The 12,391-nt window shown below is 68.3% G+C and carries 10 protein-coding genes; 4 read left to right on the top strand and 6 right to left on the bottom strand.

All coding sequences use genetic code 11. The features are described from left to right. Window positions 1-10 precede the first annotated feature (10 nt). Both GF068_RS04710 and GF068_RS04705 read right to left on the bottom strand, forming a co-directional pair. Complete coding sequence (locus GF068_RS04710; protein ID WP_153818047.1) at window positions 11-859, bottom strand: hypothetical protein; 849 nt, start codon at window positions 857-859, stop codon at window positions 11-13. Window positions 860-885: 26 nt separating this feature from the next. After that, window positions 886-4,104 (bottom strand): TonB-dependent receptor, encoded by a 3,219-nt coding sequence (locus GF068_RS04705; RefSeq protein WP_153818046.1) that lies wholly within the window; start codon window positions 4,102-4,104, stop codon window positions 886-888. Window positions 4,105-4,666: 562 nt separating this feature from the next. Between GF068_RS04705 and GF068_RS04700 the strand changes: the two genes are divergently transcribed. From GF068_RS04700 to GF068_RS04685, 4 genes are all read left to right on the top strand, one after another. Further along, window positions 4,667-5,422, top strand: coding sequence for an energy transducer TonB (locus tag GF068_RS04700; RefSeq protein WP_153818045.1), 756 nt, complete (start codon window positions 4,667-4,669; stop codon window positions 5,420-5,422). A 117-nt stretch (window positions 5,423-5,539) separates the two neighbouring features. Next, window positions 5,540-6,256, top strand: a complete 717-nt coding sequence (locus GF068_RS04695) for a MotA/TolQ/ExbB proton channel family protein (protein ID WP_153818044.1) — start codon at window positions 5,540-5,542, stop codon at window positions 6,254-6,256. Window positions 6,257-6,343: 87 nt separating this feature from the next. Next, the gene (locus GF068_RS04690; RefSeq protein WP_153818043.1) at window positions 6,344-6,757 is read left to right on the top strand and encodes an ExbD/TolR family protein; all 414 of its coding nucleotides are present in this window, start codon (window positions 6,344-6,346) and stop codon (window positions 6,755-6,757) included. 21 nt (window positions 6,758-6,778) lie between these two features. Continuing rightward, complete coding sequence (locus GF068_RS04685; protein ID WP_153818042.1) at window positions 6,779-7,234, top strand: ExbD/TolR family protein; 456 nt, start codon at window positions 6,779-6,781, stop codon at window positions 7,232-7,234. Window positions 7,235-7,509: 275 nt separating this feature from the next. On the opposite strand, the gene GF068_RS04680 is transcribed toward GF068_RS04685, so the two are convergent. The 4 genes from GF068_RS04680 to GF068_RS04665 all read right to left on the bottom strand — a co-directional run bounded on the left by GF068_RS04680 (window position 7,510) and on the right by GF068_RS04665 (window position 12,369). Further along, window positions 7,510-7,896 (bottom strand): hypothetical protein, encoded by a 387-nt coding sequence (locus GF068_RS04680; RefSeq protein ID WP_153818041.1) that lies wholly within the window; start codon window positions 7,894-7,896, stop codon window positions 7,510-7,512. Next, on the bottom strand, window positions 7,896-8,801 hold the full coding sequence (locus GF068_RS04675) for a hypothetical protein (protein WP_153818040.1): 906 nt from the start codon (window positions 8,799-8,801) through the stop codon (window positions 7,896-7,898). The genes GF068_RS04680 and GF068_RS04675 overlap by 1 nt, the downstream gene beginning before the upstream one ends. A gap of 99 nt (window positions 8,802-8,900) precedes the next feature. After that, the gene (locus tag GF068_RS04670) at window positions 8,901-10,169 is read right to left on the bottom strand and encodes a protein kinase domain-containing protein (RefSeq protein ID WP_153818039.1); all 1,269 of its coding nucleotides are present in this window, start codon (window positions 10,167-10,169) and stop codon (window positions 8,901-8,903) included. A gap of 16 nt (window positions 10,170-10,185) precedes the next feature. Further along, the gene (locus GF068_RS04665) at window positions 10,186-12,369 is read right to left on the bottom strand and encodes a hypothetical protein (RefSeq protein ID WP_153818038.1); all 2,184 of its coding nucleotides are present in this window, start codon (window positions 12,367-12,369) and stop codon (window positions 10,186-10,188) included. Between the last annotated feature and the right edge of the window lie 22 nt (window positions 12,370-12,391).

Genomic DNA, 12,391 nt, shown 5'->3' with positions numbered 1-12,391 from the left:
AAGGGAGCGGTTACGGCCGGCCCGTGAGCGGGTCGGTCGTGAGCACGCAGTGCAGGAGCTGCGGGTCGCAGGTCGTCTCGAAGTCCGGGTTGATGCCCGAACCGAAGACGCGGCCCTTGGCCGGATCGGCCACCGGCGAGCAGGCGTCGTTGTCCGGCTCGTAGTCGTCCGGCTCGCCGTCGCCGTCCGTATCGACTTCCCGGCCGCAGAACACGGACGGGAAGAGCGCGACGAACTTGTACGAGGCTTCGCAGCCGGCATCCACGTTCCGGAACACCATTTCGCCGACGGCCTGCGTGCCGGGCACGCCCGCCGTCACGTACGTGCGGATGTTCCGCCACTCCTGCTGGTAGTGCATGGCGGGGAGGATGACGGGGTTGCCCATGTCATCCACTTCGCCCGTGTCGAACTCCTCGATGTTCATGTCTGCCATCGAGAGGGCCGTGGCCGTGCCGTTGGCGCCGCCCGTGTAGCAGATGTTGTTCGCGTCCGGGCGCGTCGAGTACTTGCCGAAGCCGTACGGTTTGTCCTCCCCGAACGTGAAGCCGGCGCCTTCGCGGTCGCGCGCCAGTTGACCGAGGGTGGTCGACTGGATCGCGATGCTGCGATCGTCGTAGTCGGCGAGGCTGCGGTCCTCGTTCGGCGCGAGGAACGTCGACATGCCGATGTCCTCGCCGAGCGCGCCGTCGTTGTAGCAGCTGGCGTCGCCGCTGATGAGCTCGTACTTCGCGAAGAACGGGCCGTGGCCGACGACGCACTGGATGGTGGGTTGTTCGCAAGAGGCCCCGGCGAACACGAAGAACGCCGCGCTGGCGAGCCCCATCGCGCCGACCAGGACTTTTTGGATTCGGTGCTTCATGGTGAGCTTCCTTTCCCGTCCATCCATCAGAAGGTCACACGCGCGTTGATGCGGATCTGCCGCGGCGTCTGATAAGCGGTCGGGTTTTGCCAGTTGGGGTTGATGTCTCCCGCCTGGAACTCGGTGCCGTCGGAGTAGAGCAACTTCTTGCTCGTGTCCGTCGGCGCTTCGCCCTTCTTGCCGAAGAGGTTCGCCGTGCTCCCGTCCGCGACAGGCAGGACGTCGGCCAGGGTGTAGTTCTGGTCGAAGCCCGTCGCCTGCTGGAAGTTGAACAGGTTGAAGATGTCGACGCCCACGCTCAGCGTGCTGTCCTTCGAGAAGCGGTAGCCGAACGTGACGTTCGAGTCGATGCTGTGGACCCACGGCGTACGGCCGCCGGCGCCACGGGGCAGGATGAACACCTCGGAGCCGCCGTAGAGCGGGTGGGAGCCGAGGACGTTCAGCGGGGCGCCGCTGCGGCCGAGGTAGCCGAGGCCGACGTTGATCGTGACGTTCGCCGGGAGCTGGAACTCCTTGGCGCCGAACACCTTGATCACGTGGCGACGATCGCCGGGCAGGTCACCCGTCCGGTTCGGCAGGAGCGAGATCAGGTCGAAGTCCGAGTTGATGTTCGGATCGAGCTGGCCCGTCTCCGGCCGGAACAGACCCGCGAGGTTACCGCGGTTCCACGACACGGTGTAGTTGACCTGCGCGAGCCACTGGTTCGAGAAGGCCTTCTGGAAGTACACCATGAAGGAGTCGTAGTCGCGCGTGGCCTTCGGGAAGTCCTTCGCGATGCCGTACCCCGGGTTTCCGATGAAGTACGTCGACGCCTCGTCGCGGCTCATGTCCTCGACGGCGTAGTTCAGCCACTGGCGTGTGTAGGCGCCGCCGATGCGTGCGTCCGTGATGAGCTCGTACTCGCCGGCGAGGACGAACTGGTCCGACGACTGCGGCTTGAGATCGGGGTCGACAGGCACGCGATCCGAGCCCGTCGTGAAGTACTTCATGTTCGGTTCGTACGGCAGGGCGCCCGTCAGCGTGGTCAGGTTGTCCACGCTGTTGCACTCGGGGCCGCGCGCCTGCACGGGGTCGAGCGGGTTGCAGACACCGTTGAGGGCCGGGCTCGAGCCCGGGATGCCCATCGAGCGGTTCTTCTGAACGCCGAGCTCGCCGGGGAACGTGCGATCGGCCATGTTCAGCGTGATCGCCTGGTAGAACCGCGCGAAGTTCGCCGAGATCTTGGCCCGGCCCTCGCGGGTCGGATCCCAGATCGCGCCGATACGCGGCGACCACTGGTTCGGCAGCGCGACGCCGATGTTGCCGTCGTTGCCCGTCACGATCTGCGCGTCGTAACGAACGCCGAGGTTCACCGTGACGCGGTCCATGATGCTCCACGAGTCCTGCAGGAAGCCGCCGATCGTCGTCGAGGTCGAGGTCGCCTGGAAGACGTCGAGGTTGACGACGTCGTCCGGCCCCTGGAGGAACGCGTAGCGGCGGAAGTCCGCCACGAACTGGCCGTTGGTGCTCTCGCGGAAGAACACGCCGCCGCCGAAGCCCTTCGTGTTCGTGTAGTTCAGGATCTCGAAGTCCACGCCGGCCTTGATGACGTGTTGCCCGAGCGCGTTGAGCAGCGCCGTCGCGATCACGCGGCCCTGGTAACGGTTGCTCGTGGCGATGTTCATCAGGCCCGGACCGCCGGTGCGGTACGTGTTGACGGGGCAGTTGATGTTCGCGAACTGCGCGCCACCCGTGTTGCAGTCGGCGAGCGCGTCGGCCGGGAGCGTCTCGAAGTCGGTGAGCGGGTGCGGGTTGCGGCCCATGATCCCCGGGATGCTCGAGCGACGCCAGTTCATGCCCGGCTGGTACGCGAGCTTCGTGGGGTCGTTGATGTCGTTGACGTTCGAACCGTCCGCGGCGCCCGTCGCGATGCTGTTGTAGACCCAGCCGAGGGTCGCATCGACGAGGAACTTCTTGTTCGCGAACGCCGACGAGCTCTTGATGACGATGCTGTTGTTGAACGCGTCGACCGTCTGCGCGAGCGAGTTGTACGTGCCGACCAGGTTGCCGACCGCAATGCCGCCGTCCTGCGCATCCATGCCGTACGTGCCGTTGCCGCCCGACGTCGACGGCGCGCCGAACACGGTGATGCTGACGTTGTGGTCCTGGTTGATGTTCCAGGTCAGCTTGCCGATGTACTGCATCGTCTGCTGATCGGCGTAGTACGTCTGCGGCGCGATGCCCCGGAGCGGCGTCGCCGTCTGGAAGCCCGTCGCCGAGTCGATGACCGGGACCGCCGTGTCCGCCACGCCGTCGCCGTCCGAGTCCTCGTACGTGTGGTTCAGGCGGCTGAGGACGCGCTGAAGGTTGTAGCGCTGCAGCGCCACGCTGAAGCCCGCGAAGAACCAGAGCTTGTCCTTCATGATCGGGCCGCCGATCTCGAAGCCGAAGTCACGAACCGAGCCGAGCGACGGATTCGTGTTGACCGTGCTCCCCGCGCGGGGAATCAGCGTACGCTGACCCTCGAACGCGCCCGGCGTGATCGCGCCGAAGACCGAGCCATGGAACTCGTTCGAACCACTCTTCGTGACGACGTCCATGACGCCGCCGATGCTGCGGCCGTACTCCGGCAGGTAGCCGGCCGTGATGATGTTGACCTCCTTCACGAACTCCGCCGAGAGCGGCACCGCGAGGATGCCGAACGCCGGGTCGTTCGCGGAGACGCCATCGATGATGAAGCCGTTCTCGGGCGACGACGTGCCGTTGACGGACACGCCGTACGCGTCGGCATTCGCGCCAGGGGCGACGGCAGCGAGGCTCTCGAACGAGCGCGTCGCGCCACCCTTGGCGGCAGGGGGGTTCACGGCCACGCGGCGCGTGAACTCGCTGTCGAGCGTCACGGAGACGCGCGAAGAGCCGACGTCGATCACCGGCGGCTTGCCGACGACGACGATCTCTTCACCCGCCTGAATGTTTTCGGGCAAAAGCTCCAGGTTGACGCGGACCGTCGAGCCGCTGGTGAGCTTGATACCGCCGCGCGAGAAGGGCTTGTACTGCTCCTTGTCTGCGCGGACGGTAAAACCCTCACCAGGGGGCAACTGCGGAATGCGGAAGTTACCTCCGCCATCCGTCACGACGATCTGCTCACCCTGCAGCGCGGGGGACGTCACCGTGATGACGACGTCCGCAACGGGTTGCTTCGTGGCCGCGTTACGCACCTGGCCGGTGATCACGCCGTCGGCTGCATACGCCGACCCGGCGACCATGACGACTGACGGCACAATCGTGGCCAACAGGCCTAGTCTGTCTCTGAATATCACGAGCCCTCCATCCCTCCAGAAGTGGGCCAAGTGTCGAAAAGGCGGCCGACTATACTCATGTTCCGTGACCGTCAACAACACTTTCTGCGGCCTTCCCGTAACTCTTTCTGAGGGACGCCCGGACACACCCTCCCGGTAACTCGTCCTGTCGGCGTTCCCCGACGTACCCCCGGAGCGCGCGGAGGCGCCGCTCGTCACGCGCGCCGAGGTGGTCGACGTGGCCAAACCCGTGAGGCGCGCCCCGACAGACCTGCGTCCTCGTCGTGACTCAATCTCACTCACGCACACGCGCCCTCGCGCGCGTGATGCCCCCGCAGCCCGACCTTCGGGTGCGGTACCCCCGCGCGGGGGGTGTTCGGATCCGGGAAGGCCCCGAACCAACCCAACCCTGGACGCGGGCCGGGTGATCTCTCTAGAATTCGTTGGCCCCCCAACCGCAATATCTGCGGGCCCGCGTCGTCTTTGGCTCGCGCCGGCAGACGATTTCGACTATCAGGCTTCGAGGCTCATGTTCGACTCGGTTCTAGGCCGCGACAACATCCCCAAGAGCCGCCTCGGCACGGGCGCCGTGCTGTCGGTGGTAGTCCACGCCCTCATCTTCGCCCTCGTCCTGTACATCACGACGAGACCGGTGGAGAAGAAGACGGATCTTCCGGAGGTGACGTTCATGGCGGCAGCCCCGCCACCGCCGCCGCCTCCTCCTCCTCCCCCACCCCCCGCGGGTGGGAAAAAAGTCAAGCCGATCGAGAAACCGAAGCCGGTGAAAAAACCGGACACGATCGTCGAGACGAAAGAGGAGCCCAAGCCGGAAGAGAAACCGGCGGAGGAGCCCGCGCCCGCCGAAGAGCCCGACGAGGGCGAAGGCGAAGAGGGCGGCGTTCCTGGCGGCGTGCCGGGCGGCGTGCCCGGTGGCGTGGTCGGTGGTGTGGTCGGTGGGGTGCTCGGCAACCCTGCGCCGCCGCCGCCGCCGCCGCAGAACGTGACGATCCCCTTCGGCGCGGGCATGACCCGACCCTCGCAGCCGAATGTGAACTCCTTCTACACGCAGGCGGCCCGCGCCGCTCGCGTCGAGGGGCTGATGATCGTGCGCTGCACGATCACCGAGAGCGGCGCGCTCGAGGGTTGCAGCGTCATCAAGGGTCTGCCGCACCTGAATGAGTCGGTGCTGGCCGGTCTGGCGCGGCATCGCGTGACCCCGGTCATGTTCAACGGCAAGCCCGCGCGGGTGAGCTACACGTACAACTTCCGCTTCAAGATGCAGTAGGGTCCACGCGACCCGCTTGTTGGGACATCTGGCCCAGGAAAGTTCGTTCGGCGTGTAATCGTCTGTTCAAACGGTTATCGCTGGCATTGAGCGCGCGAGGGAGGCGCGACCGAGACCATGGATTTTTCACTGAGTGGACTCTGGCATGAAATGGGCCTTTTCGCCCGGTTGGTCGTGATCGTGATGGGCATCATGAGCGTCACGTCCCTCCTAGTCGTCGGCGAGAGGCTTCTCGTGTCGTTCAAGGGCATGTCCGACTCGAAGGTGTTCGCCTCGAAGCTCGCCTCGCTCCTCGCGGACGGTCCGGGCCGGCTCGATGCCGCGGCCGACACGAAGTTCGGCAAGGACATCGGGTACCTCGGTCGCACGCTCCGCGCGGGCCTCGTCGCGTACAAGGGATCGGTCCACGGTGACAAGGACCTCTGCTTCGAGTCCGTCGCGCGCGCGCTCGAGCGTCAGCAGGCGCGTGAGCTCGCGGTCCTGAAGCGTGGCCACGGCTGGCTGGCGACGGTCGGCTCGACGGCTCCCTTCGTTGGTCTGCTCGGTACGACCATGGGCATCATCACCGCCTTCGAGAAGATGGCGGCGAGCGGCTCCGGCGGTCTCGGCACGGTCTCCGCCGGTATCGCCGAGGCCCTCCTGACGACGGCCTTTGGTCTCCTCACGGCGATCCCGGCCGTCATGGCGTTCAACTACCTCGCGGGGTGGGTCGACGCGCGTGCGGTCGACATCTCGGAGGCCTCGAACGAGTTCCTCGATCTGGTCGCGCGTCGCCTCGCCGATGGGCCGAGCGAGGAGGAGGAAGAGGGCGAGGAGAGCGAGGCCGCGGCCTAAAAAGCCGGCCCTCGCTCGAGGGTGCGCCGCGATCGTGGCGCACCCGGTGGCAGCGGGGGCGACCCTTGAGAGGGAGTAGGTGTTCTCATGGGAATGGCAGTAGGCGGCAAGAAGGGCAGCGTAAAGAACGACATCAACGTCACGCCGCTCGTCGACGTGGTGCTCGTTCTGCTGATCATCTTCATGGTCATCACGCCCATGCTCCAGCGTGGCAAGGACGTGAAGTTGCCCCAGTCCAAATCGATCGACGAGGAGAACAAGGACGCTGATCCGATCATCCTCTCGGTCACGAAAGACCGGCACATCTACATCGAGAGCGACGAGTACGACAAGGAGGGCTTCTCGCCCGCCTTGAAGGCCGTGCTCGATGAGAAGCCGGGCCGAAAGCTCCTGCTGAAGGGCGACGATGCGCTGACCGTCGGCGATGTGCGTGAGGTCATGGAGCTGGCGCGGAAGGCGGGCGCGAAGAGCGTGGCCCTCGGCGTCGAAGAGCAGAAGTAGAGCGAGCGGAGCGGAAGCGAGATGAGCAGAAAGACGAGAAGGGTGGCCATCAAGCCGGCCAATCCTCCGAACTCCGACATCAACGTCACGCCGCTCGTCGACGTCGTGCTCGTGTTGTTGATCATCTTCATGGTCGTCACGCCGTTGCTCGAGAAGAACCTCGACGTGCGCGTGCCCGACACGGAGAAGGTCGAGACGGTCACGGAAGTGCCGCCCGATCAGCTCGTCGTTCGTATCGGGACCGAGGGTGATTTCCGGATCAACTTCGACAAGGTCACGAACGAAGAGTACGTCGACAAGCTGAAGACGAAGCTCGAGCGGCGCAAAGAGGACGACAAGATCGTCTTCTTCATCGCCGACGACAAGGCGAACTACGCGCGGCTGATCACCGCGCTGGACGGGGCCAAGCAGGCCGGCGCGAAGGTCCTCGGCATGATGACCACGCCTCCCGACGAAGAAGAAGAAAAGAAAGAGTAAAACGTCGTCTTCCGGCGGATCGAAGAGCCCCGGCGTGCCCGTGCACGTCGGGGCTTTCGCGTTTTTCCGTCCACGTCAGCCCATTTCCACCGTCGAGAGATGGTCATTGCGGAGACCACCGCCGGCCTCATCAATCATTGAAGGATATTTCCGGGCACGCTGGTCTTTCCCGTGACCAGCGATGACCCGCGAGGAGGGCTGGCAGGACGAACACGCGCGCCTTCGCGGGCGGAAAAGGATTGACACACAGCCGTCACGCGTGGTTGACGCGCGCGTCACGGAAGGCCGAGCAGCGATCTGCAGCTCTCGGTCGCGTTCGTGCAGCCATCGGCCGCGCTGCAGGTCTCGCATTGCGCGACGCAGATGTTCAGGGCCGTGTCGTGCGTGGATTCGCACGTCGAGCAATCCGCGCTCAAGCCCATATCGACCGGCCCCTTCTGGCACTGCGACATGCACATCGTGCGTTGCCCCTCGGCCTGCTTCGCGCAGGTGTCGATGTCGCTCGCGCATTTGGGCGTCGTCACGCACGGGGCCTCGGCGGCCACCTCCTGCTCGACGTAATCGATCGTCGGGAACGTGCACGCGACGAGACCCGGACCGAGCCCGAGGAGCCACAAGCCGAGACAGAACACAGGTGAGCGCTCGCGCCTCGTTTTCCGCATCAAAACCTCCCTTCGATCGACACGAACCCGACGCCCGGAGCGAGCACGGGTTGCAGACGCAAGCCCGCGCTCGGGGTGCTCGTGGCGGGCGCGGTCAGCAAGAGCGCGACGCCCGCGGCCGCCGCCGCGCCCGAGAGCCCGGCGAACACGTTCACGAGCGTCGCGTACGTGGCCCCCTCCTCCGCGAGCGGCGCGACCGAGCGATCGCAGCCGGTGAGCGTGGGGCAGGCGGCCTCGACGTCCGAGAGCCTGTCCGCGCGGAGCCCGATGAACACGCCCATCGTCACGAGCGACGCCGCCGAGAGGCCAAGCGCCGCGAAGCCGAGCGTGCGCTGCGTCGAGGAGGGCCCGGGCCTGGGCTTGCCCACGTCGGCCGTCGTCGCGAGCTCGACCCGCAAGGTCTGGCCCTCCTCGACGGTGACGTGTTGCTCGCGCGTGACCTCGCCGTCGCGCCGCAACACGAGGGTGTACGCCCCTGGGTCCACGCGGTTCGCCGACCCGGCCGTCACCGGCCGACCCTCCAGCGTGATCACGTCTCCTGGGCTGCCGTCCGTGACCACGACCGTCAGCGTCGGCACCCGCTTCTCGAGCGCTTCGATGTGCTCGTTCGCCTCGGTCACGACGGTGGGCGCCGTGGGTTTGGCCTCCCGGGCGGCGAGGCGGAACGTCTCCAGCGCGTCGGCCAGCTTGCCGGTGTGCTCCAGGCAAAGCGCGATGTGGAAGCGCACCTGCGGGGTCATCTTCACCTGACCCACGCGCTGGAACAGCGCGAGCGCTTCGGCGAACTTGCCCTCGTCTTCGAGCTGCCTGCCTCGCGTGAACTGCTCGCGTGCTTCCTTGAGCTCCGCGGCCGTGGGAGGTCCGCTTGCCAGGGCGTGCGCCGGCCCCACCGTACCAGCGAGCACGGCGATCCCCACGCACGCTGCCTGAAAGGAAACCCGACGCAAACCGAACCCTCGTCGTGATGGTAACACGGTTTGCCGCCTGCCGGGGTCGGGTGGGCCTCAGAAACCCGGGTCGTTGACGTTCGTCGTGGGGCGTTTCCCCAGCGGAACCGAGGGCTTGCCCGAGGCCGATCCCGCGGGGGGTCGTGTCACGGCGTTGGCGGTGCGCGGCGTGAGGGGAGCCTGGGTGCTCGTCGGCGGGGGCGAAGCGCTGGGCGGAGCCTCGGCGGGTGGGGTTCGAGGCGGCGTGGGGATCCCTTCGGTCGTCGTGATCGCGCTGGGAGCGGGCGGCGGCGGGGCGGGATCTGCTTCGCGGCCGGAGCGCAGGCCGATCACGGCGAGGCCCGCGAGCAAGCCGATCGCGACGAGCAGGGCCGCGGCGAGCGCGGGGCCACGCCTCGAGGGGGGAGCGTCCGCGGCGCCGGGGCTCCCGGGCGGTCGCAACGAAGGCAGGGCGCGCGAGCGCTCGATGGAAACATCCGCGGGGGGGCCGATCCTGGCGAGCGCGTCCTCGAGCGCGGCGGCGAGGGCGTCGGCGTCCGTGTACCTCTCGCTCGGGTTCTTCTGGAGGCAACGCGACACGATCACGCGCACGACCTCGGGCACCGACGCGTCGAGCGGCGCGGGCGGCGACTCGGCGATCTTGGTCATGAGCGCCTGGTAGTTCGGCGCGACGAACGGGTGTTTCCCCGCGAGCATCTCGTGCAACACGACGCCGAGCGACCACACGTCGGTGCGGTGATCGACGTCGAGCTCGCCGAGCGCCTGCTCGGGGCTCATGTACGCGGGCGTGCCGATGGGCGCGCCGTTCGTCGAGGGGGACGCCTCGTCGGAGCGTTGCTTGCTGATGCCGAAGTCGAGCAACTTCGGCACCAGGCCGCCGCGTGCGCCTCGGGCCAGGAAGATGTTCTCCGGCTTGATGTCGCGGTGGACGATGCCGGCGGCGTGCGCGGCGGAGAGGCCTCGCGCGATCTCGGCGGCGATCGCGGCGGCCTCGGACGGGCGGAGCGCGCCTTGCTCCTCGATACGCGCGGCGAGCGACTGGCCCTCGAGCAGCTCCATCGCGAGGTAGAGCCCGCCTCCGGGCGCGACCTCGCCGAAGTCCGCGACGTCGACCACGTTGGGGTGGCGCAGGCGGCCGATGGCCTGCGCTTCGTGGAGGAAACGCTCGCGCGCCTCGGGGCCGGCGCGGACGGGCAGGGTGGCGAACTTGAGGGCGAAGTCGCGCCCGAGCAGCTCGTGCCGGCCCGCCCAGACCGTGCCCATCGCGCCCCGTCCGATGGGGCGGAGGAGTCGGTAACGTCCGGCGACGAGGTCTCCTTCGTTCACGTGGTGCGCAAGCTTATCACTCGCCCTGGTAACTTCCGAACACAGCCCTGCCCGAGGCGGAGGCCTGGGGGGTGGCCTGGCCGACCTGGACGACGACGGAGAGGAACGCGGCGGGCTTCAGGCCTTCGTCGGGGCCGCTCTCGTTCGTGATGTAGGACAGGCCGAGGCCGGCGAGGAAGCCGAAGGAGGTGGTGTTGCCGCCGTCGCCGAGGACCGGGATGGTCGGGGCGACGCCGAGGTAGCCGAGCAGGCCCACGCGGCCGTCGCCGAGCTGCTGGATGGAGCCGCCGAGCTGGCCTGCGATGGGGAAGGCGCGGCGCCGGACGGGGTCGTAGCTGTCGACGGCGAGGGCGACGCCGACGGCGCTGAGCACGGTGCGCGTGACGAGGGGGCGCTCGAGCCAGGGGGCGCGGGTGATCTGGAGCGTGGCCAGCATGGCCGGGATGGTGAGGTAGGCGCGGAGGCAGCTCCCGGCGGCCTCGAGGGTCTCGAAGTTCGCCTCGCCGCAGAGCGGGACGGAGTGGATGGTGGCCGAGCCGATGAGCCTACGCGCCGCCTCGGGGACGGCCTCGCCGCCCGAGCGCAAGGAGGCCGCGACGCGCGTCGCGTCCGAGACGAGCACGACCTTTCCGTCGGTGTTCAGCGGATCGCTGTAGACCGCGAGCCGCAGGCGCGAGTCGCCGTCGAAGTTCTCGGCGAGGGGCGGGAGCTGGAACTCGGCCGAGTTCGGCGTGACGATCCACTTGTGCTCGTTCAAGAGCTCGATCGGCGCGCCGTTCGAGGTGCGATCGGTGCGCGTGAGCGAGACGTAGAGCGCGAGCGGGGCGACGAGGCGCCCCTTGGTCGAGCCCATCATGCGGACGCGACAAACGCCTTGCCGGAGCGGCTCGGGCGCGATGACGAGCGACACGTGCGCGAGCGGCTGCGGCCCGGGGCCCGCGGGCGCGGTGGCCTTCCTCGGGAGCGAGGGCCGCGGCGGGCCCATCGGCGAGGGTTTGGGGGCGACGGGCGCGGGCCTCGCCGGCGTGGGCGTCTGCGCCGCGGCCTGGACCGCCGGTTTGTCGCCGGGCTTCGGCGTGGTGGGCTTCGGCGCCGCGGCGGGGGCCTTCGGCGTGAAGCCCGGCGGGGGCGTGCGCGAGGGCGGACCCGAGGGGGGACCTCCGGGCTTGCGCATCGCGGGGCCGCAGTCGACCTTGAGGTCCTCGAGCTGCGGATCGGGGAAGAGCATACGCGCCGGGTTCGACTCGACGAGGTTCTCGAGCGGCGGGACCGAGACGCGGTAGGTGGCGTTGACGACGGTCGCGGCGGCGGTGTTCTCCAGGTTGAACGCGGTGACGCGGAGCCAGCCGCCGCTCGGGAAGATACGCAGGACCTTGCCGTCGGCCTTGCCGCAGCCGCCGGAGGCGACCTCGAAGACGGGCACGGTGAAGGTGCGCTGGAAGGGCTGGACGCGGGCGTTGCCGCAGCTATCGACGATGGCGAGGTAGCGGAAGTCGGCCATCTCGGACTGCTTCGGCCACTGCAAGCCGAGCAGCACCTCGCCCGAGTCGGGTTGAGGCGGGACGGGCACGCTGTCGCGGCAGAGCGGGGCCTTTTCGACCTTGCGCCCGCCGCTCTTGTCGTCCGGGGCGACGGGCGGGTAGGCGCAGACGTGGCGGTAGTCGCGGCGGCTGAGCAGGACCGGGTCGAAGTCGAGCGTGCGGCGGCCCTGCTCGTCGAGCCGACCCCAGATGGTGAGCGGCAACGGGAGCGTGGGCGTCTGCAGCTTGATCGAGCGGAGCATGTCGTCGCCGATGCGGCTCTGGCCGGCGTCGCCGAGCGTCGTCGTGCATTGCCCCGTCGAGCAGAGCCACGGGCCGCCGCGGCGCGCCGTCTCGATCGGCACGGGGTCGGTGTCGCGCACGCTCATGAACACGCGGCTCGCCTCGGGGAAGATCTCGGGCGCGGTGCCGGGCGTGGCGCCGCCGTTTGCGGTCGCGGGGCCCCGGACGATCTGGAGGCTGCCGCTGAAATCCGCGGGCATCGGCGCCGAGCCCGAGGGGGTGTTCACGGTCGTCGTCGTCGTCCCGGGCTCGTCGCCGCCGCCGTCGTCGTCCTCCTGCGCGATCACGGGGCCCACGAACGAGAGCGAGGCGGCGATTCCGAAGAGCGCGAGGGCGCGCGACCACGGGGCACGGGCGGGGCGGGGGGCTTGTCGCATGGGGGTTTCGCTCGGGTGGATC

The organism is Polyangium spumosum (assembly GCF_009649845.1).
GTDB classification, from domain to species: Bacteria; Myxococcota_A; Polyangia; order Polyangiales; family Polyangiaceae; genus Polyangium; species Polyangium spumosum.
The sequence above is the reverse complement of the archived record's forward strand: the minus strand, read 5'-3'. Positions and strand labels throughout refer to the sequence as shown.